The sequence below is a fragment of the Sphingomonas sp. genome (assembly GCF_964263785.1).
In the GTDB taxonomy this organism is placed as follows: domain Bacteria; phylum Pseudomonadota; class Alphaproteobacteria; order Sphingomonadales; family Sphingomonadaceae; genus Sphingomonas.
Genome location: NZ_CAXVWL010000120.1, coordinates 15612 through 35464, shown reverse-complemented (window position 1 = coordinate 35464; position 19853 = coordinate 15612). Strand labels below are relative to the sequence as shown.

General features: G+C 68.1%; 23 protein-coding genes. 10 read left to right on the top strand and 13 right to left on the bottom strand.

Translation table 11 applies throughout. The features are described from left to right. Window positions 1-78: 78 nt before the first annotated feature. From ACE5C1_RS15620 to ACE5C1_RS15590, 7 genes are all read left to right on the top strand, one after another. The gene (locus ACE5C1_RS15620; protein WP_374944995.1) at window positions 79-1194 is read left to right on the top strand and encodes an NAD-dependent epimerase/dehydratase family protein; all 1116 of its coding nucleotides are present in this window, start codon (window positions 79-81) and stop codon (window positions 1192-1194) included. Between the two features lie 148 nt (window positions 1195-1342). After that, the gene (locus tag ACE5C1_RS15615; protein ID WP_374944994.1) at window positions 1343-2401 is read left to right on the top strand and encodes an SDR family NAD(P)-dependent oxidoreductase; all 1059 of its coding nucleotides are present in this window, start codon (window positions 1343-1345) and stop codon (window positions 2399-2401) included. Beyond that, complete coding sequence (locus ACE5C1_RS15610; RefSeq protein ID WP_374944993.1) at window positions 2401-3606, top strand: glycosyltransferase family 4 protein; 1206 nt, start codon at window positions 2401-2403, stop codon at window positions 3604-3606. The genes ACE5C1_RS15615 and ACE5C1_RS15610 overlap by 1 nt, the downstream gene beginning before the upstream one ends. After that, window positions 3603-4790 (top strand): glycosyltransferase, encoded by a 1188-nt coding sequence (locus ACE5C1_RS15605; RefSeq protein WP_374944992.1) that lies wholly within the window; start codon window positions 3603-3605, stop codon window positions 4788-4790. The genes ACE5C1_RS15610 and ACE5C1_RS15605 overlap by 4 nt, the downstream gene beginning before the upstream one ends. Continuing rightward, the gene (locus ACE5C1_RS15600; protein ID WP_374944991.1) at window positions 4787-5875 is read left to right on the top strand and encodes a glycosyltransferase; all 1089 of its coding nucleotides are present in this window, start codon (window positions 4787-4789) and stop codon (window positions 5873-5875) included. The genes ACE5C1_RS15605 and ACE5C1_RS15600 overlap by 4 nt, the downstream gene beginning before the upstream one ends. Then, complete coding sequence (locus ACE5C1_RS15595) at window positions 5872-6945, top strand: glycosyltransferase (RefSeq protein WP_374944990.1); 1074 nt, start codon at window positions 5872-5874, stop codon at window positions 6943-6945. The genes ACE5C1_RS15600 and ACE5C1_RS15595 overlap by 4 nt, the downstream gene beginning before the upstream one ends. Before the next feature lie 20 nt (window positions 6946-6965). Then, the gene (locus ACE5C1_RS15590) at window positions 6966-7967 is read left to right on the top strand and encodes a UDP-glucuronic acid decarboxylase family protein (RefSeq protein WP_374944989.1); all 1002 of its coding nucleotides are present in this window, start codon (window positions 6966-6968) and stop codon (window positions 7965-7967) included. A 4-nt stretch (window positions 7968-7971) separates the two neighbouring features. Here ACE5C1_RS15590 and ACE5C1_RS15585 read toward each other — a convergent pair whose 3' ends face one another. The 8 genes from ACE5C1_RS15585 to ACE5C1_RS15550 all read right to left on the bottom strand — a co-directional run bounded on the left by ACE5C1_RS15585 (window position 7972) and on the right by ACE5C1_RS15550 (window position 13291). Beyond that, window positions 7972-9216 carry an esterase-like activity of phytase family protein gene (locus ACE5C1_RS15585; RefSeq protein ID WP_374944988.1) on the bottom strand — a complete coding sequence of 415 codons (1245 nt, stop codon included), beginning with the start codon at window positions 9214-9216 and terminating at the stop codon, window positions 7972-7974. Beyond that, window positions 9213-10247, bottom strand: a complete 1035-nt coding sequence (gene ruvB / locus ACE5C1_RS15580; RefSeq protein WP_374944987.1) for a Holliday junction branch migration DNA helicase RuvB — start codon at window positions 10245-10247, stop codon at window positions 9213-9215. Before ruvB ends, ACE5C1_RS15585 begins: the two co-directional genes overlap by 4 nt. Continuing rightward, on the bottom strand, window positions 10244-10648 hold the full coding sequence (locus ACE5C1_RS15575) for a hypothetical protein (protein ID WP_374944986.1): 405 nt from the start codon (window positions 10646-10648) through the stop codon (window positions 10244-10246). The genes ruvB and ACE5C1_RS15575 overlap by 4 nt, the downstream gene beginning before the upstream one ends. 4 nt (window positions 10649-10652) lie before the next feature. After that, complete coding sequence (locus tag ACE5C1_RS15570) at window positions 10653-10931, bottom strand: virulence factor (RefSeq protein ID WP_374944985.1); 279 nt, start codon at window positions 10929-10931, stop codon at window positions 10653-10655. Next, complete coding sequence (locus ACE5C1_RS15565) at window positions 10931-11152, bottom strand: DUF5397 family protein (protein ID WP_374944984.1); 222 nt, start codon at window positions 11150-11152, stop codon at window positions 10931-10933. The genes ACE5C1_RS15570 and ACE5C1_RS15565 overlap by 1 nt, the downstream gene beginning before the upstream one ends. Window position 11153: 1 nt before the next feature. After that, the gene (ruvA, locus tag ACE5C1_RS15560) at window positions 11154-11750 is read right to left on the bottom strand and encodes a Holliday junction branch migration protein RuvA (protein ID WP_374944983.1); all 597 of its coding nucleotides are present in this window, start codon (window positions 11748-11750) and stop codon (window positions 11154-11156) included. 169 nt (window positions 11751-11919) lie between these two features. Continuing rightward, complete coding sequence (gene ruvC / locus ACE5C1_RS15555; protein ID WP_374944982.1) at window positions 11920-12405, bottom strand: crossover junction endodeoxyribonuclease RuvC; 486 nt, start codon at window positions 12403-12405, stop codon at window positions 11920-11922. Window positions 12406-12547: 142 nt separating this feature from the next. Then, window positions 12548-13291, bottom strand: a complete 744-nt coding sequence (locus ACE5C1_RS15550; protein ID WP_374944981.1) for a YebC/PmpR family DNA-binding transcriptional regulator — start codon at window positions 13289-13291, stop codon at window positions 12548-12550. Between the two features lie 130 nt (window positions 13292-13421). On the opposite strand from ACE5C1_RS15550, the gene ACE5C1_RS15545 reads away from it, so the two are divergent. Both ACE5C1_RS15545 and ACE5C1_RS15540 read left to right on the top strand, forming a co-directional pair. Then, window positions 13422-14882 (top strand): ATP-binding protein, encoded by a 1461-nt coding sequence (locus tag ACE5C1_RS15545; protein WP_374944980.1) that lies wholly within the window; start codon window positions 13422-13424, stop codon window positions 14880-14882. Between the two features lie 4 nt (window positions 14883-14886). After that, complete coding sequence (locus tag ACE5C1_RS15540; protein WP_374944979.1) at window positions 14887-15468, top strand: hypothetical protein; 582 nt, start codon at window positions 14887-14889, stop codon at window positions 15466-15468. A 96-nt stretch (window positions 15469-15564) separates the two neighbouring features. On the opposite strand, the gene ACE5C1_RS15535 is transcribed toward ACE5C1_RS15540, so the two are convergent. The 3 genes from ACE5C1_RS15535 to ACE5C1_RS15525 all read right to left on the bottom strand — a co-directional run bounded on the left by ACE5C1_RS15535 (window position 15565) and on the right by ACE5C1_RS15525 (window position 17611). Then, window positions 15565-15831 carry a DUF2312 domain-containing protein gene (locus ACE5C1_RS15535; protein WP_374944978.1) on the bottom strand — a complete coding sequence of 89 codons (267 nt, stop codon included), beginning with the start codon at window positions 15829-15831 and terminating at the stop codon, window positions 15565-15567. A 118-nt stretch (window positions 15832-15949) separates the two neighbouring features. Further along, window positions 15950-17269 carry an amidohydrolase family protein gene (locus tag ACE5C1_RS15530; protein WP_374944977.1) on the bottom strand — a complete coding sequence of 440 codons (1320 nt, stop codon included), beginning with the start codon at window positions 17267-17269 and terminating at the stop codon, window positions 15950-15952. A 51-nt stretch (window positions 17270-17320) separates the two neighbouring features. Beyond that, the gene (locus ACE5C1_RS15525) at window positions 17321-17611 is read right to left on the bottom strand and encodes a DUF1244 domain-containing protein (RefSeq protein ID WP_374944976.1); all 291 of its coding nucleotides are present in this window, start codon (window positions 17609-17611) and stop codon (window positions 17321-17323) included. 85 nt (window positions 17612-17696) lie between these two features. On the opposite strand from ACE5C1_RS15525, the gene pyk reads away from it, so the two are divergent. Then, complete coding sequence (pyk, locus tag ACE5C1_RS15520; RefSeq protein ID WP_374944975.1) at window positions 17697-19166, top strand: pyruvate kinase; 1470 nt, start codon at window positions 17697-17699, stop codon at window positions 19164-19166. Here the strand turns inward: pyk and ACE5C1_RS15515 are convergent. Both ACE5C1_RS15515 and ACE5C1_RS15510 read right to left on the bottom strand, forming a co-directional pair. Further along, the gene (locus tag ACE5C1_RS15515; RefSeq protein WP_374944974.1) at window positions 19142-19534 is read right to left on the bottom strand and encodes a type II toxin-antitoxin system VapC family toxin; all 393 of its coding nucleotides are present in this window, start codon (window positions 19532-19534) and stop codon (window positions 19142-19144) included. The two genes, pyk and ACE5C1_RS15515, sit on opposite strands and share 25 nt — an antisense overlap. Beyond that, a complete protein-coding gene (locus ACE5C1_RS15510) occupies window positions 19531-19845 on the bottom strand; it encodes a type II toxin-antitoxin system Phd/YefM family antitoxin (RefSeq protein WP_374944973.1) in 315 nt (104 codons plus the stop codon). The genes ACE5C1_RS15515 and ACE5C1_RS15510 overlap by 4 nt, the downstream gene beginning before the upstream one ends. Between the last annotated feature and the right edge of the window lie 8 nt (window positions 19846-19853).

Genomic DNA, 19853 nt, shown 5'->3' with positions numbered 1-19853 from the left:
ACCAGGGGGCGGACGACCAATGACACCTTCGAGCACTATCGGTGCCGCGCATGCACCAACATGGGTCAAGTCGCGAGCATGAGCGAAACCGTTCTGATCACCGGCGGCGCCGGCTTCATCGGCCGCTTCGTCGCCGCCGAGCTGCTCGCGCGCGGCAACCGGGTGCGCGTCCTCGACAGCCTGATCCCCCAGGTCCACGGCGAAGTCGACGGATCGAAGATGCTGTCGCCCGACGCCGATCTGATCCGAGCCGACGTACGTGACAAAGCCGCGGTCGCGGGTGCGCTCAAGGGCGTCGACAGCGTGATCCACCTCGCCGCAGAGGTCGGCGTGGGCCAGTCGATGTACGAGGTCGAACGCTACACCTCGACCAACGACGTCGGCACCGCGGTGCTGTTCGAGGCCTTGATCGACAACCCCGTCCGCCGCGTCGTCACCGCCTCGTCGATGTCGATCTACGGCGAAGGCCTGTACCGCGACGCCGATGGCGCGAGCGTGGAGGATGCCGAGCGCAAGGGCCTGCGTGACGGCCTGAGCAATTGGGAACCCGTCGACGCGCAGGGCCGCCCGCTGTCGCCGGTCGCCACCCCTGAGTGGAAGCGCCCCAATCTGTCGTCGATCTACGCGCTCAACAAATACGTTCAGGAGCGCACCACCCACATCATGGCCGCGCCCTATGGGATCGAGGGCGTGTGCCTGCGGCTGTTCAACGTCTACGGCCCCGGCCAGGCGCTCTCCAATCCCTACACCGGCGTGCTGGCGATCTTCGCCTCGCGCCTGCTCAATGGCCAGCAGCCGATGATCTTCGAGGATGGCGAGCAGCGCCGCGACTTCGTCCATGTGTCGGACGTCGCGCGCGCCTTCGCCGATGCGCTGGTCGACCCGCGTGCGGTCGGGGGCACCTTCAACATCGGATCGGGCCACGACCGCTCGGTGACCGAGGTCGCGACCGAATTGGCGCGCGCGATGGGCAAGAACGATCTGACCCCGATCATCGTCGGCAAGGCCCGCATCGGCGACATCCGCCACTGCTTCTGCGACACGACGCTCGCCGCCGAGCGTCTGGATTTCCGCGCGCAGCAGGACTTCGGCGAAGGCCTGGCGGCGCTGGCCGACTGGGTCGGCGAACAGACCGCGACCGACAAGGTCGAACAGATGCGCGCGGAACTCGACGCCCGGGGCCTGGTGGCGTGAGGGGCTTCTTCTCATTACTCCCCGGAACGGGGAGGGGGACCAGCCGCAGGCTGGTGGAGGGGCAGCCCAGCAGGACAGTCGCTTGTGGCTGCCCCTCCACCATCGGCTTCGCCGACGGTCCCCCTCCCCATTCCGGGGAGGAACGACGTTGACCATCCTCATCACCGGCGGCGCCGGCTTCATCGGCGCCAACCTCGCCGATCGCCTCGCGGGCGAAGGCCACCGCGTCCGCATCTACGACGCGCTCAGCCGCCCCGGCACCGAACGCAACCTCGCCTGGCTCCAGGAGAACCACGGCGACCGGATCGACTTCATCCACGCCGACATCCGCGACGACGCGCGCCTGGGCGAGGCGGCGGCGCACGTGCAAGCCGTGTTCCACCTGGCCGCGCAGGTTGCTGTCACCACCAGCATGGTCGATCCGGCCGCCGATTTCACGATCAACATCGCCGGCACGCTCAACCTGCTGGAGGCGCTGCGCAAGCGGGGTGACGCCACGCCGCTGATTTTCGCGTCCACTAACAAGGTCTATGGCGACCTCGCCGATCTCTCCTTCGACCTCCAAGGAGACGCCTACGTCCCGACCGACCCCGGCATCCGCGCACACGGCGTCGGCGAAGCGCGCCCGCTCGATTTCCACACCCCTTACGGCTGCTCCAAGGGCGCCGCGGACCAATACGTCCTCGACTACGCGCGCAGCTTCGGCGTGCCCACCGCGGTGCTCAGGATGAGCTGCATCTACGGCCGCCGCCAGATGGGGACCGAGGACCAGGGCTGGGTCGCGCACTTCCTCATCCGCGCGCTCGAAGGCAAGCCGATCACGCTCTACGGCGACGGCCACCAGGTCCGCGACATCCTCGACGTCTCGGACGCGGTCGACGCCTATGTCCGCGCTTGGGCTCGCATCGACACGGTCAAGGGCCGCGCGTTCAATCTCGGCGGCGGCCCCGCCAACGCGATCAGCCTGCGCCAGCTCCTCGCCCACATCGCCGACCTCACCGGCCGCGACGTCGACGTGACCTATGCGGACTGGCGCGCGGGCGACCAACGCTATTTCGTCGCCGACACGCGCGCAGCAGAGGCCGCACTCGGGCTCGCCCCCAGGATCGACTGGCGCGACGGCGTCGCCGAACTCGCGCGCTGGCTGGCGAGCGAGCGCCGCCTCAACCTGCCGATCGGCCAGCGCCGATCCGTCGCGGCCGCCTGATGCGCATCCTCATCACCGCAGATGCGGTCGGCGGCGTCTGGCAATATACGCTCGACCTCGTGGCAGCGCTCCGGCCGATGGGCGTCGAGGCAATCGTAGCGTTGCTGGGTCCATCCCTCACCGCAGCGCAGCGGCGCGATGGGGCGGGCGTAACGCTTATCGAAACCGGCCTGCCGCTCGACTGGCTCAGCGACGGCCCCGACAAGGTTCTGGCGGCAGGCGATGCGATCGCCGCATTGGCGGCACGCGAGCGCGTCGACCTCGTCCAGCTCAACATGCCGTCGCTTGGCGCACGCGCACGCTTCGGCGTGCCGGTCGTCGCGGTCGCGCACGGCTGCGTCGGCACCTGGTGGGAAGCCGCTCGCGGTACCCGCCCCGATCCCGCCTATGCCTGGCAGGACGCGCTGGTCCGCGCCGGGCTGCTTGCCGCCGACGCAGTGGTCGCGCCCAGCCAGAGCTACGCCGAAACTGTCGCGCGCTACTACACGCTCCCGGCGGTCCCGCTGGCGGTCCACAACGGCCGCGCGCCATTCATCGCACGGCCCCACGATGCCGATCCACCTCCCTCCGTTCGTGCTGAGCGAAGTCGAAGCACATCGCCAAGCCACCTGCCCTTCGACTTCGCTCAGGGCGAACGGGAAATCAGCCAGTCTCAACCGACTGACGCCGATGCCGAACCGGTAGCACACGCGTTCACCGCCGGGCGCTTGTGGGACGAGGTCAAGGCGACCGCGCTGCTCGATCGCACCGCCGCCCGGCTCAGCGTTCCCTTCCGCGCCGCGGGCAGCGCCGAGGGCCCGCACGGCGAACGCCTGCAGCTCGACCATCTGCACCGCCTTGGTCAGCTCGACGCCCCCGCGATGGCGCGCGAACTGGCAGGCCGCCCGGTCTTCGTCTCGGCGGCACGCTTCGAGCCGTTCGGGCTGGCGGTGCTGGAGGCCGCGCAGGCGGGCTGCCCGCTGGTGCTGTCCGGCATCGACACCTTCCGCGAATTGTGGACCGGCGCGGCGCTGATCGTCGAGGAGCAGGACGATGCCGCCTACGCCGCCGCGATCGAGCGCATCCTCGGCGATGCCGCCCTGCGCGCGCATCTCGGCGAAGCGGCCCGTATCCGGGCGCAGCGCTACACCCCCACCGCGATGGCGAGCGCGATGGCGTCGATCTACGCCGGGCTCATCGGCGCACCGCGGCAGGCCGCCGCATGAGAATCGTCTACTTTACCCATTCGCTGCTCTCCTGCTGGAACCACGGCAACGCGCATTTCCTGCGCGGCGTGCTGCGCGAGCTGATCGCCAAGGGCCACGACGTCCAGGCGTGCGAGCCCGCAGGAAACTGGAGCCTCGCCAACCTCCTCGCCGACGGCGGCGACGCGGGGCTCGCGCCGTTCCGAGAAAGCTACCCCGAGCTGTCGCCGGTAGCCTACGACCCCGCCGAGCCGGTCGACGCCTTGGTCGAGGACGCGGACCTTGTCATCGTCCACGAATGGAACGAGCCCGCGCTCGTCGCCGAGGTGGGAAAGCTGCGCGCGCGCGGGGCCCGCTTCACATTGCTGTTCCACGACACCCACCACCGCGCGGTCAGCGCGCCCGAAGAGATGCAGGCGTTCGACCTCTCCGCCTACGACGGCATCCTCGCGTTCGGCGAGACGCTGTCCGAGGTCTACCGCGGCTGGGGCTGGCGCGACCGGGTCTGGACCTGGCACGAGGCCGCCGACACTCGCCTGTTCCACCCGCCCGCGGCCGAAGGCGAGCGTGAAGGCCTGGTCTGGATCGGCAATTGGGGGGACGGCGAGCGCACTGCCGAGCTCGAAGGCTTCCTGTTCGCGCCCGCTCAGGCCGCCGGGCTGCCGCTCGACATCTACGGTGTCCGCTACCCCGACGAAGCCAAGGCGATGCTGGCGAAGCACGGCGCGCGCTATCGCGGCTGGGCGCCCAACGCGACCGCGCCGCAAATCTTCGCCCGGCACTTAGCAACGGTCCACGTCCCCCGGCGCTATTACGCCACGATCCTGCCCGGCATCCCGACAATCCGCGTCTTCGAAGCGCTCGCTTGCGGAATACCACTCGTCAGCGCTCCGTGGGATGACAACGAACATTTATTCAGGCCGGGTCGTGACTATCTCGACGCATCGGACGGCAAAGCGACGACCGCCTGTCTGCGCGACGTAAGAGAGGATCGCGACCTCCGCGCGGCTCTCGTCGCTTCGGGCCTCGAGACCATCCGCACCCGCCACACTTGCTCCCACCGTGCCGACGAGTTGCTGGCGATCCTTAGCCAAATCACGTCATCCCAGCGAAGGCTGGGACCTCCCGATGAAGCGGGCACCGCTTCATCACGGAAAGACCCCGGCTTGCGTTGGGGTGACGAACTAGCGGAAACTGCATCATGAAGATGGCCTTCTACGGCTCCAGCCTGCTGTCCTCCTACTGGAACGGCGCCGCCACCTATTACCGCGGCATCCTGCGCGATCTTGCAGGCCGCGGTTACGACATCACCTTCTACGAGCCCGATGCCTTCGACCGCCAGCTCCATCGCGACATCGACCCACCCGAATGGGCCCGCGTCGTCGTCTACCCCGCCACAGAAGCCGCGATGCGCGGCGTCATCGCCAAAGCCGGCGCCGCCGACATCGTCGTCAAGGCCAACGGCGTCGGCGTGTTCGACAAGGAGCTGCTCGAAGGCGCCATCGCGCACGCCGCGCCCCATGCACTGAAAGTGTTCTGGGACGTCGACGCCGCCGCTACCCTCGACGAGATGCGCGCCGACCCGTCGCACCCGGTGCTCGCGGCACTGCCGGACCTCGACATGGTCCTCACCTACGGCGGCGGCCCGCCGGTAATCGACGCCTATCACGCGTTCGGCGCCACGCGGTGCGTCCCCATCTACAACGCGCTCGACCCATCGACGCACTTCCCCGTCGCCCCCGACGATCGTTTCGCCTGCGACCTCGCCTTCCTCGGCAACCGCCTTCCCGACCGCGAGGCTCGCGTGGAGAAGTTTTTCCTGAAACCCGCGGCATCGCTGCCGGAGCGCCAGTTCCTGATCGGCGGCAACGGCTGGGAGTCGAAGGCCATGCCCGCCAACGTCCGCCACCGCGGCCACGTCTATACCGCCGAGCACAACGCCTTCAACTGCACCCCCAAGGCGGTGCTGAACGTCGCGCGCGATTCGATGGCGCACATCGGCTTCTCGCCGGCGACCCGCGTGTTCGAGGCCGCAGGCGCCGCGGCGTGCCTGATCACCGACGCATGGGAAGGCATCGAACAGTTCCTGCGGCCCGACACCGAGGTCCTCGTCGCTCGCGACGGCCAGGACGTCGTCGACCACATGGCCGCACTCACCCCTGCGCGCGCGAAGGCGATCGGCCAAGCCGCACTCGCCCGCGTGCTCGCCGAACACACCTATGCGCTGCGCGGCGCGCAGGTCGACGTCCTCTTCCGCGAGCACGCCGCCCGCGCGAGGGAGGCGGCATGAGGCTCGTCGTCCTGGGGCTCAGCCTGTCGTCCGCCTGGGGCAACGGCCATGCCACTACCTTCCGCGCGTTGCTCAAGGCGTTTGCCGCCCGCGGCCACGACATCCTGTTCCTCGAACGCGACGTCGCCTGGTACCGCGACCAGCGCGACCTCGCCGATCCCGATTTCTGCCGGCTCTGCTTCTACGACGACCTCGACGACCTCGCGCGCTTCACCCCCGAGATCGCCGAAGCCGACGCGGTGATCGTCGGATCCTACGTCCCCGAAGGCGTCGCGGTCGCGCATTTCGTCCAGGAGGTCGCGGGCGGCACCACCGCCTTCTACGACATCGACACGCCGGTCACGCTGGCAAAACTCGCACGCGGCGACTTCGAATATCTGAGCCCCGAGGTCATCCCCGGCTACGACGTGTACCTGTCGTTCACCGGCGGCCCCACCCTCGACCTGATCGAGCGCACGTACCGCAGCCCTGCGGCGCGCGCGCTCTACTGTTCGGTCGATCCGGCGCTCTACGCCCCGACCGGCGCCGCCAAGCGCTGGGACCTCTCTTATCTGGGCACCTACAGCCCGGATCGCCAGCCCACGCTCGAACGCCTGCTGATCGAACCCGCCCGCGCACTGCCGGACCGCCGCTTCGTCGTCGCGGGGCCGCAATATCCCGGCGACATCGACTGGCCCGCCAACGTCGAGCGGATCGAGCATCTGCCCCCCGCCGAGCACGCCGCCTTCTACTCCGCCTCGCGCTTCACGCTGAACGTCACCCGCGCCGACATGATCGCCGCGGGCTGGTCGCCGTCAGTGCGGCTGTTCGAGGCCGCAGCCTGTGCGACGCCGATCGTGTCGGACGTGTGGGAAGGGCTCGACCGCCTGTTCGCTCCCGGCCGCGAGATCATCCTGGCGACAAGCCCCGAACAGGTGATCGCCGCGCTCGAAGGCGCAGACGCGAGCGCCCTGGGCAGGGCGGCGCAGCAACGTGTTCTCGCCGAACACACCGCCGCTATCCGGGCGGGCGAACTGGAACACCATCTGGCGGAGGCCTGCGCCGCCGCCGAACGCAAGAGCGCCGCTTGAGCGGCCAGGGAGAGAAGACCATGGCGCGATCCGAACCCGATCTGATCCTGGTGGCCGGCGGCGCGGGCTTCATCGGCTCGCATCTGTGCGACCGGCTGCTGCGCGAAGGCAACGCTGTGCTGTGCCTCGACAACCTGCAGACCGCACGCCCATCGAATCTGCGGCTGCTGGAGGATCGTCCAGGCTTCACCTTCGTCGAGGGCGATATCGTCGCGCCGCTTCCCGAGGCGGTGACAGAACAGGCGCACCGGATCACCCGCATCTACAATTGCGCCTGCGCCGCGTCGCCGCCGCAATATCAGGCCGATCCCGAGCATACGATGCTGACCAACGTCGTCGGCACCCACCATCTGCTTCGCCTGGCCGAAAAGGCGGGCGCACGCTTCCTGCTGACCTCGACGAGCGAGGTTTACGGCGATCCCGAGATCCATCCGCAGGTCGAGGGGTATCGCGGCTGGGTCAGCTGCACGGGGCCCCGCGCCTGCTACGACGAAGGCAAGCGCGCGGCCGAAGCGCTGGCGTTCGACTATGTCCGCCTGAACCGTGCCGAGGTGCGGGTCGCGCGCATCTTCAACACCTATGGCCCGCAGATGCACTGCGACGACGGCCGCGTCGTGTCGAACCTGATCTGCCAGGCGCTGTCGGGCCGCGACATCACCATCTATGGCGACGGCAGCCAGACGCGCAGCTTCTGCTACGTCTCCGACATGGTCGAGGCGCTGATCCGGCTGATGGAATCGGACATCGACGGCAGCGAGCCGGTCAATCTGGGGAACCCGATCGAGCTGACGGTTCAGGAACTGGCCGAACGGGTCGTCGCAATGACGGGCACGGGCAACCGCATCGTCTACCGCCCCCTGCCCCAGGACGATCCGCGCCGCCGCCGTCCCGACATCTCGCGCGCGCAGGAGCGGCTGGGCTGGACGCCGGTCGTGTCGATCGAGGACGGGCTCGAACAGACCTGCCGTTGGTTCGCCGAGGAGCTTGGCCGCTTGCCGCAGCCTGCAACGATCGACGCCTGAGCGATCACCCGCCGGAGGGCCATGCGTCCAGCTCTATGCGCCAGAAGCGGGTGGCGACGCCCGCGACGCCGAAGTCGTTGTCGTTGACGATCAGCAGCGACGTGGGTCCGATCGCCGCCAGTCCCTCCAGGTCGGCGCCCAGCTCCGGGTGGTCGTCCGACGACAGGAGCAGCGTCTTGGCCAGCGGCCGGATGTGCTTGCCCAGATCGTGCCCGCCACTGCGCTGCTCCAGGGTCGGTGCCGTCGCAATGTCGAGATGCGCAGGGTCGATGAGGTTCGCGGGGTCCGGCCCGACGACGTAGAGCTTGGTCGTCGCCGAACCGCGTTCCAGCACCGCCAGGCGCTCGTCGTCGAGCGCCAGCATCTCGCTCACCTTGACGTCCGACCGGTGCATCTTTCCGAGCGCACAATCGCGCAGGAAGGTGTCGGAATCGTCGAGCGGATAGAGATATTGCGCGATCACCGACCGGCTCGCGAGATCGAGCTGCCAGACGCGGACGTGTCGCCCATGCCGGTACGCCTTCTCGTCGGGATGCGCGAGGGGGCTCTGGAACGCCAGATAGAGCGACGCCTCGTCCGCCGACAGCGTCAGGGCCTCGAACCCCCGGTTGAGTTGCCGCTGGGTTGCGATCGCCGGCAAGGCCTCGACGATCGGATAACCCGCATCCCGGAACCAGTGACCGCACCCCTCGGGAACCCAGCGCGCCAACACCATCCCGTCGGCCGCGACATGGAGGAGCGACGGACCATATTCGTCGGCGATCCAGAACGTCCCGTCCGATGCCGCCGCAATGCCTTCGCTGTCCGCACCGCCCGGATCGGGCGCGATGCGGTGACCGTGACCGTCGATCGCGGGTTCGCTGAAGCCACCGGGGATGGGAACGCCCGACACCGGGCTGCCGTCGCGGTTGCGCAACGGAATGGTACGGACGCAGACCACGCGGTCGGCCTCGACGCGAAGCTCCGACATCGCCGGGCCGATGCCCAAGCACGGCATCACCTTGGCGCCTTCGACATCGGCGAAGCGGCGGAGGTGACGGATGCCGTAGCGCGAAATCGCGAACGGAACCTTCAGATTGGGGCCGCGGTCGCCGACCGCCCAGATCGTGCCGGGCGGGTCGCCGCGGCGGTACGCCAGGCCGGAGCCCAGACCGCGCGTCACGATCAGCGGGCGTTCGGGGAAGTCGAGCGTGGCCAGAACTTCGTCGGCATAGGCCAGCGGCACGATGCGGGCGGATGGGGCGGTCACGTGTTCGGCGCGGCGTCGAACAGCCCGTCCTGCGCCCCCGTCGGCGGGTTCAGGCCGAGATGCTTCCACCCGCCCGCGTTCAGGCATCGCCCTCGCGCCGTGCGGGCGACGAGGCCGAGCTGGATCAGATAGGGTTCGATCACTTCCTCGATCGTGTCGCGCGGCTCGCTAAGACCCGCCGCCAGCGTCTCCACACCGACCGGTCCGCCGCGGTAGATGTCGGCGATCATCGTCAGGTAGCGGCGGTCCATCGCATCGAGCCCAAGCGCATCGACCTCCAGGCGCAGGAGCGCGGCGTCGGCGACCTTCCTGTCGACGACAGGCTCGCCCGCGACATCCGCGAAATCGCGCACGCGGCGCAGCAGGCGGCCGGCGATGCGGGGGGTGCCGCGAGCGCGCCGCGCGACCTCCACCGCGCCGTCGGGCGCGATCGCCAGGCCGAGCAGCCCGGCAGCGCGGGTAACCACGCGTTCGAGTTCGTCGACGGTGTAGAATTGCAGGCGCACCGGAATGCCGAAGCGGTCCCTGAGCGGGGTCGTCAGCAGCCCCTGCCGGGTGGTCGCGCCGACGAGCGTGAAGCGCGGCAGGTCGATCCGCACCGAGCGCGCCGACGGCCCCTCGCCGATCATCAGGTCGAGCGCACGGTCCTCCATCGCGGGATAGAGGATTTCCTCGACCGCGGGCTGGAGGCGGTGGATCTCGTCGATGAACAGGACGTCGCCGTCCTCGAGGTTGGTGAGCAGCGCGGCGAGATCGCCGGACTTGGCGATGACCGGGCCGGAGGTGGCGCGGAAGCCGACTCCCATCTCGCGCGCGACGATCTGCGCCAAGGTGGTCTTGCCCAGCCCCGGCGGGCCGAACAGCAGCACATGATCGAGCGCCTCCCCGCGCGCCTTGGCAGCGGCGACGAAGATACGCAGATTCTCGCGCGCGGCCTTCTGCCCGACGAACTCGTCGAGCGTCTTGGGCCGCAGCGCGGCGTCGACGTCCTCGGGCTTGCGCGCGGGGGTGAGGATGCGGTCGTCGGTCAATCGCGAGAACGCCGTTCCAAAAGCCAAGCGAGCGCCGCCGCGACTGCGACCACTAGGCCAAGCACCGCGGCTGCGATGATCGGCCAGAAAAAGAATGCGATCCCCGCCGTCGAAGATTCTGACGTGATGATATCGTAAGCCGCCTTGGCAGATAGGATGAAAACGATCGACGCCGCGACGGCTGCTACCCCCCGAGTGATCGACGAGCCCGCCCGCGCGCCCATTGTCGCACCCGCCCATGTCGGGACAGCCATCAGAACGGCTGGCAAGATCAGAAGGGATAGGTTCGTCAAATTCAGATTGCGGGCAAAAAAGGCCATCTCGATCCATAGAAACAGGAAAGCCATGAGCATCGCACGACCAGCCCATTGATCGCGAGTCATGTTCAGCAACGTCGCCATGCAATCAGCTCTTCATGAAATCGGTGAAGTCGCTCCAATGCTCGACCTTGAACGCGCGGACATCGCGGACGCAGGTCGGAAACCAAGGCAGCGCCTTGAGCGCGTTCATCGCCTGCGTGACGTTGACGAGGCTATCCGACCGCGAGACATAGACACTACCCTGCACGCGATCGAAGCCGTAATGGTTCAACGCCGCGCCGATGTCGGCATAGGCCTGGCTGACGCTATTCGGATGGTTGGCCTCAGTTTGCCGAACGATCAAGTCGAAGCCGATCGCGAACATCAATCCTCGCTTGGATCGAGCAGGAGCTGTGCAAGCGCATAATCGGTTTCTTCGCCTGTTTCGAGCAGCCGAATGCGCATTCTCGGTTCCGCTCCTGCAGCAGGCGCGACGGGACCGAGCACTTCGTACGGCGGTCCGACCAGCCCGAAGCGGCGGAACGTACCCACCAGCGTTCCCATGTCGACCATCTCGCCTTCGCTCCGTTTCGCCGCGCTCGCCATTCTACTTCGCCGCTTTGCGGAGTGCCAGCCGCACGAGCGCATCAAGCGTTGCCGCAGCGCCGAGCTCCTCCTCCGCCGATGCCACGGCCGCGCTTGCCTCGGCGGGGCGAAAACCGAGATTGAGGAGGGCGGAGACCGCGTCCGATCCAGCCCCCGACGGTGCCGGGAGTCCGCCTGCCGCCGCGGGAAGCGCGATGCCGCCGACCCGGTCCTTCAGTTCCAGCACGATGCGCGCCGCCAGCTTGGGCCCGACGCCGTTGGCGCGGGTAACCATAGCCTTGTCGCCGCTCGCGACCGCGCGGGAGAGATCGGCGGGCTCCAGCGTCGACAGGATGGCGAGCGCGACGCGCGCGCCGACGCCTTGCACGCCGGTCAGCAGGCGGAACCAGTCGCGCTCGGCGGCGTGGGCGAAGCCGACGAGGCGGATCGAATCCTCGGCGACGAGCATCTCGGTATGGAGCATCGCCGACTCGCCCACCGCGCCGAGCGCTGCCAGCGTGCGCGACGAGGCGCCGACGAGATAGCCGATGCCGCCGACGTCGATTACCGCATGGTCGACGCCGGTCGAATCGAGACGGCCTTTCAGGTGCGCGATCATGGCAACCCGCCGCCGCGCACGGGCGGTGTTGCGGCGCGGAAGGTGAGGCTAAGGTGAAGCCAATGCGTGTTTTCGCCGGCATCGGCGTTCCGGCTGGCGATGGAGAAAGTCGGGGGGAAGCGCACACTTGGAACGGTAAGGGAGAAGGGCCCGTGTAGGAAAGGGTAAATCAGCCCCGCGCCCGTGCGCTCGCCAGATGGTGCGCGTGGCAGATCGCCACCGCCAGCGCGTCGGCGGCGTCCGCGCCGGCGATCTTTACGCCCGGCAGCAAGCGCGCGACCATCGCGTGAACCTGCGTTTTCTCGGCGGTGCCCGTGCCGACCACCGCTTTCTTGACGAGGCGTGCGGCGTATTCGCCGGGGTCGATGCCGACGCGCGAGACCGCGAGCAGCGCGACACCGCGGGCGTGGGCGAGCTTCAACGTCGATTGCGGGTTGGTGTTGACGAACACTTCCTCCACCGCAGCGGCTTGGGGGCCGTGATCGGCGAGGATGGCGGCAAGCATCGTGTCGAGGTGGGCGAGGCGGCTGGCGAGCGGGGCGGCGCTGTCGGTCTTCAGCCGACCGTTGGCGATGTGCTGCAAGCGGTTGCCCTCGGCACGAATGACGCCCCAGCCGGTGATCCCAAGGCCGGGGTCGAGGCCGAGGACGATCACTGTCCCTCTCCCACCGGGAGAGGGAGGGAGCCGCGAAGCGGCGGAAGGGTGAGGGTGATTGCTAGTGATGGGGTCACCCTCACCCTTCCCACGCCTTCGGCGCGGGCCCCTTCCCTCTCCCAAAGGGAGAGGGCGTTACGACTCACCCCAATTTCTCCATCACCGCATCGGACACCTCGTAATTTCCCCACACGGTCTGGACGTCATCGTCATCATCGAGTGCGTCGATCAGCTTGAACAGCGTGCCCGCATCGCCCTCCTCGACCGCGACCATCACCTGGGGACGCCATGCCAGCTTGGCACCCTCCGCCTCGCCCAGCACCGGTTCGAGCGCCTTGGTCACTTCGTGGAGGTCGCCGACCGCGGTCCAGATTTCGTGGCCGTCCTCGCTCGACGTCACGTCCTCCGCGCCCGCTTCCAGCGCCGCCTCGAACACCGCCTCGGCATCGCCGGCCTTGGTGGGGTAGCTGATCAGGCCGACCCGGTCGAAGGCATGGCTGACCGATCCGCTCGCGCCCAGATTGCCGCCGTTCTTTGCCACCGCGGTGCGCACGTTGGTGGCGGTGCGGTTGCGGTTGTCGGTCAGCGCCTCGATGATGAGGCTGACGCCGCCGGGGCCGAAGCCTTCGTAGCGGATTTCCTCATAGGTCTCGGCATCGCCGCGCGACGCCTTGTCGATCGAGCGCTGGATATTGTCCTTGGGCAACGACTGCGCCTTGGCGGCGTTGACTGCGGCACGCAGCCGGGGGTTCATGTCAGGGTCGGGCAGGCCCATCTTGGCCGCGACGGTGATCTCGCGGCTGAGCTTGGAGAACGCGTTCGAGCGCTTCTTGTCCTGCGCACCCTTGCGATGCATGATGTTCTTGTATTTGGAATGGCCAGCCATTGATGCCTCTGTGCGGGGATGCCAAGGCTCTTAGGCCGGTCGCGCCCGTCGCATCAAGCCTTCCGCCTGCACGCAGGCGCCCCCGATCAGACCTTGCGCCGCCGACCCGCTATCGGCCACACGGCGCCCGATGACCGTCAGCGTAGATATGGGGACCGACGAGCGCGGTACGCCCGTTCCCATCGACCTCGAGGAACTGCTCGCGACCCGTCTGCTGGTGCAGGGCAATTCGGGGTCGGGAAAGTCGCATTTGCTGCGCCGGCTGCTCGAACGCTCGGCGGGTCAGGTGCAGCAGATCGTGATCGATCCCGAGGGCGATTTCGTGACCCTCGGCCCCGCCTACGGTCATGTCGTGATCGAAGCGCCGGACTATAGCGAGCGCGAGGTCGCGCGCCTCGCCGCGCGGCTGCGCGAGCACCGCGCGTCGGCGGTGCTGAGCCTGGAAGGGCTGGAGGCCGAAGGACAGATGCGCTGTGCCGCGGCGTTCCTGTCGGCGCTGTTCGATGCGCCGCGCGAGCATTGGTATCCCGCATTGGTGGTGGTCGACGAGGCGCAATTGTTCGCGCCGGCAGCCGGCGGCGAGGTGTCGGAGGAGGTGCGGCGCGCGAGCCTGTCGGCGATGACCAACCTGATGTGCCGCGGGCGCAAGCGCGGGCTGGCAGGCGTCATCGCGACCCAGCGGCTGGCCAAGCTGGCCAAGAACGTTGCGGCGGAAGCGTCCAATTTCCTGATGGGACGCACGTTCCTCGACATCGATATGGCGCGCGCCGCCGACCTGCTCGGCATGGAGCGGCGGCAGGCAGAGGCGATCCGCGATCTGCCCCGCGGGCATTTTCTGGCACTGGGCCCGGCGGTGTCGCGTAGGCCGGTGTCGGTCAGGATCGGGGCGGTGGACACGTCCGCACGGTCCGGATCGCCGAAGCTGACGCCGTTGCCGAGCGCTGCTGCGGCGGACCTAGCCGGACTGGTCTTCGCCGAGCCCGAGGTGGAGGACGCGCCGCAGCTGCCGATGGCGTTCGACGCGCGCCCGCGGCGGGTGCCGGCGGACGAGCTGATCGCCGACCTGTCACGCCCCGCGCCGGTGCGCACGGCCGAGCCCGAGCGTGCGCCCGAAGAGGTCGATGCGCTGCTCGCGGGGGTGATGCGCGCCATCGTCGAGGATCGCGAATCGGTGCTGCGCCCGGCATCGGTGCTGTTCCAGGATTTCCAGGTGCGCTGCCGGATGGCGGGGCTGGCGCGACCGCCGCTCGATCTGTCCACCTTCGCACGGCGGCTGTCGGCGGCGCGCGGCGGCGTGTTCGACATCGCCGATCCGGCGTGGGACGAGGCGCTGCGCCTCGCGGGCGACCTGCCCGACGATATGCTCGGCGCCTTCCTGCTGGTCGCGCGCGCGGCGCGGGACGGCGCGCCCTGCCCGTCGGACACGGCGCTGGCGGAGACCTACGGCACCAGCTCGCTGGGGCGCGTGCGGCGTCTGATGGCGTATATGGAAACCCGCGACCTGATCGTCACCCGTACCGATATGTCGGGAAAACGGTCGATCACGATTCCGCGGCTGGGATGGACGACGGGGGTGGCGGAGTCAGTATAGGTTTATGAGTGCAGATATCACATTGGAGCAGATCGACTCCGAACTGCGCGCAACGTTCCTCCGCACGTTGATCGAAGACGTACTGACGGCTGGTGCACGCGGAGGAGCCGATGACTCGCCCGCGCACCGCCGTGACATGATCCGCACGACATTTGCGGCCATCGAAGGATCGGTGTGGCTTTATCGGGAGCATGTCCGGTCCGTTGCCAAAACGATGGACGTACTAACTCCGTTTGCGGACCTTGCACGACGTGAACGCACCTTCAACGTGTCGGAGCGCGGTGCGATCATTGAACAGGTCCGGTACGTCACTCTACCGACGATCATCAGGTTGGCGATCAGACAGGCCCGCCTGATCGCCCCCTCGCTCTCCATCGATTTCAGCGATCGCGGCTGGTCCGACCTCAAGTCGTCCCTGGAGGTCCGCCACCGCATTACACATCCCAAGTCTAAAAGGAGACCTCGCTGTATCATAAGACGACATGACTATATTCAAGTCCGCGTTCGACTGAACGCTACGATCCACCGAACGTTCGATGGCCATCGTCGTAAGCGCTTTCGGGTCCTAAGTGGCAGATATGCGTGACGTCGTTGGCGACTTGGTAGCAGGTGACGAAGCTACGCTTGCCGCTTACCGCGAGATACAATCGCGCGATGATGATTAAGCATTTCTACAAGGGTATCAGACCATACCCAAAGCCTGCATATAAACTTCGAGAATAGCTTCCTCTTCCTGGTACTCTTCCTTCTTCTTTTTCCTGATTGCCATGATTTTCTTCATGGCCTTTCCGTCATACCCGCGACCCTTGGCCTCGGCGAAGACGTCCTTGATGTCGTCCGAAATACCCTTCTTCTCTTCCTCCAGGCGCTCGGCGCGCTCGATCAGCAGGCGCAGTTCGTCCGCTGCGACCTTGCCGCCGCCCATGCCTTCTTGCCGTTCCTCGGCCATGCTTAAAATCCCTGTAAAACGCTGCCCTGTCCCGCGCGGCGATTCGCACGGGGAGCGGCCGATCAACCCTGTAGGGGTGCGGCGGCGCGTCTAGGCCGGGGGCGCGGCGCGCTCAAGCCTATTGCGCCGGGCGGTGCGCGATCACCCCGCGGTGCATGACGAAATCGACATGCTCCAGCCGCCGCACGTCGTCGAGCGGCGAGCCGCGCACCGCGATGATGTCCGCCACCGTGCCGGGCTGGAGCGTGCCGATGTCGTCGCGGCCGAGCAGATCGGCGGCGGCGGCGGTGGCGGCGCGGATCGCCTGCGCGGGCGTCATCCCTGCGTTGACCATCAGCGCGAACTCGCGCGCGTTGTCGCCGTGCTTCGACACGCCGGTGTCGGTGCCGAACGCGATCTTCACGCCCGCCGCGATCGCCCGGCGGTGGCTGGCCATCGCCGCCGCCGCCGCGGCTTCGGCCTTGGGAATGGTTGCGGGCGGCAGCACGCCACTGCGCGCCTGCGCGAGTGCGGTGACCGGCGCGATCATCGTCGGCACCAGATAGGCACCCTTGGCCTTGAACAGCCGGATCGTCTCGTTGTCGAGGAAGGTGCCGTGCTCGATCGAATCGACCCCCGCCTCCAGCGCCGCCTTGGTGCCCTCGGCGGCGTGGCTGTGCGCGGCGACCTTGCGGCCGAAGCCGTGCGCGGTGTCGACGATCGCCTTCATCTCCTCGGGCGTCATCGCGCGGCCCAGCCCCCCGCTCACGTTCGACAGCACGCCCCCGGTCGCCGCGAACTTGATGACCTGGGCGCCGAGACCGATCTGCGCGCGCACCGCGCGGCGGCAATCGTCCGGCCCGTCGCAGGTGTTGATCTGATGCGCATGGACCGCATCGGCGAATTCCTCGGCCAGGCCGTTGGTGCCGTCGCCGTGGCCACCGGTGACCGAGATCATGCGCCCCGCATTCACGATCGTCGGCCCCTCGACGTCCCCGCGCGCGATGCCGTCGCGCAGCGCCCGGATGCCGCGCGGATCGCCGCCGAGGTCGCGCACGGTGGTGAAGCCCGCGTCCAGCGTCACGCGGGCGTTGACGATCGCCTGCATCATGTCGTCGGCCTCGTCGTTGGTCGCCTCCACCAGCCGCGCACGCATCGGATCGCCGCCGATCCCCCAGAGGTGGACGTGCATGTCGATGAGGCCGGGCAGGACGAATTGGGATTTCAGGTCGACCAGCGCGGCGCCGGCCTCGGGCGCGACGAAACCGTCGCGGATTTCGGCGACCTTGCCATCGCGCACGACGATCGTGCTCGGCCCGCGCGGCGGCTTGCCCGGCTGGTCGAGCAGCGCGCCTGCCTGGATGTACGTCACCTGCGACGCGGCTTGCGGCGCGGCCGTCTGCGCCGTCGCGGGCATGGCGACGCTCAGCGCGAGCGCTGCGATGACGGTCCTGATCATGTATCCATCCCCGGTTCGTTTCGCGCATCGTCGAAGCGAACGGGGCTCAGGTCAAGCGTTGCGCTTCACGCTCTCGGCCATGCGCGCGAGTTGCTCGGGCGTCGCCTCGCTCTGGTGCTCGGCCTTCCACCGCGCGTAGGGCATGCCGTAGATCGCCTCGCGCGCAGCGTCCTTGTCGAGCCCGCCCGCCTCGGCGGTCCAGTCCGAAAGGCAATTGCGGCAGAACCCCGCCAGCCCCATCAAGTCGACGTTCTGCGCGTCGTCGCGGTGACGCAGATGGAGCACCAGGCGGCGGAACGCGGCCGCAGCGGTTGCGTCATCGAGGGTGTCGAGCGGATCCATGGATATGCCTTCTGGTTGATCGACGGGAGATAGGCTCTACACGAGCCCACACAATCGGCCCCACCCAGTCGGCGAGGACACCGCAATGATCAAGGCTATCGGTCCGCGGGCGCGCAAGGTGCGCGTGCTCGCCACGCTCGGCCCCGCGAGCAACACCCCCGAGATGATCGCGACGCTGTTCCGCGCGGGCGCCGATGCGTTTCGCGTCAACATGAGCCACGGCGATCAGGCATCGAAAGTTGCGGTGATCCGCGCGATCCGCGCGCTGGAGAAGCAGTTCGGGCGACCCTCGACGATCCTGGCCGATCTGCAGGGCCCCAAGCTGCGCGTCGGTGCGTTCGCGGGCGGCAAGACCGAGTTGGTGACGGGGAGCGCCTTCGTCCTCGACCGCTCGACCGAGCCGGGCGACGCGACCCGCGTGGAATTGCCGCACAAGGAGATCTTCGCGGCGATCGAGCCCGGCGCGCGGCTGCTGCTCGACGACGGCAAGCTGGTGTTGCGCGTCTCCGATCATGGCGCCGAGCGGATCGAGACGATTGTCGAGGTCGGGGGACCTTTAAGCAACAACAAGGGGCTGAACGTCCCCGACGTGGTGCTGCCGATGGCGGCGCTTACGCCGAAGGACATCAGCGACCTCGCCTTCGCGGTCGAGCAGGGGGTCGACTGGATCGCACTGTCCTTCGTCCAGCGGCCGGAAGATTTGGCGGAGGCGCGCAAGCTGATCGGCGGCAAGGCCGCGCTGCTTGCCAAGATCGAGAAACCCGCCGCGATCGACCGGCTGGAGGAGATCGTCGAGGCGTGCGACGGGGTGATGGTCGCGCGCGGCGACCTGGGCGTCGAGCTGCCCCCGCAAGCGGTGCCGCCGCTGCAGAAGCGGATCGTCGAAGTCTCGCGGCGGCTGGGGCGGCCGGTGGTGGTCGCGACGCAGATGCTCGAATCGATGATCGTCTCCCCCTCCCCCACCCGCGCCGAAGTGTCCGACGTCGCCACCGCGATCTACGACGGCGCGGACGCGATCATGCTGTCGGCGGAGAGCGCCGCGGGCGCGTGGCCGGTCGAATCGGTGGCGATGATGAACGCGATCGGGGTGTCGGTCGAAGGCGACCCGATGCATGGCGACCGCATCCACTTCACCGTGACCAAGCCCGATCCGACGACCGGCGATGCGATCTGCGAAGCGGCCAAGAACATCGCGCACACCGTATCCGCGGTCGCGATCATCTGCTTCACCTCGTCGGGATCGACCGCGAGGCGGATCGCACGCGAGCGGCCGGGCGTGCCGATCCTGGTGCTGACGCCCAAGCTGGAGACGGCGCGGCGGCTCGGGCTGCTGTGGGGGACGCATGCGGTCCATACCAAGGACGTCGCGTCGTTCGAGGACATGGTCGCCAAGTCGAAGCGGATGGCGCTGCGCCACGGGCTGGCCCAGGCGGGCGACCGCGTGGTCGTGATGGCGGGGGTGCCGTTCAAGACGCCGGGTTCGACCAACGTCGTGCACGTGGTGCGGATCGTCGGCGACGAGCTGAAAGGCTATGCGGACAACGCCAACGGGTGATTGCGCAGCTTCTGGTCGCGCGTAAGCAATCTGCCGCCGATCCGGCCCGTGTGGACCAGCAACATTTCGTCGAACGGATCGCGGTGGTCGATCGGCGGATCGAGGGCGAACAGACTGTCTTCGCCCACCAGGGGAACCAGCCGGAAGTTGTTGGCCTCGATGAACGACAGCGCTGCGGAGGGCGCGAGCGTACCTTTCCGTTCCCCGTGCCGGTTCCGCGTCTGCCACTTGATCCGGATTTCCCAGAGCGACGCAGCTGATACGTGAACCAGGGACGCACCGGCGATGGCAAGCCGCTCCGGTTGCGTCATCATCGCCGTGTCATTGACGAACCAGATCAGGTAATGCGTATCGAGCAGCAGCTTCATCGGGTGCCGGTGTCGGGTTCGTCATCAAAATATTCGGGACCGAACAGTTCGCGCGTCCATGCAGGATCGTCGAATTCCTGACGCCATGCTTCGTCGAGTGGCGGTCCGTCATATTTGTCCAGCCCAAGCTCACGGCGTGTTCGCTCAACCCGGGTCCAGAAGTCTTCCTCCGGATCGGCAACAGCCGGGCTCGGAGGTCCAAGCTCCGCCACCGCCTTGCCGTTCTTGGTGATGGTGACTCGCTCGCCGCGCTCGGCTGCTGACAGCGCATGTGCGAATTGTGCGCGGGCTTCGCGGACCGACATTTCCATGGCACGTC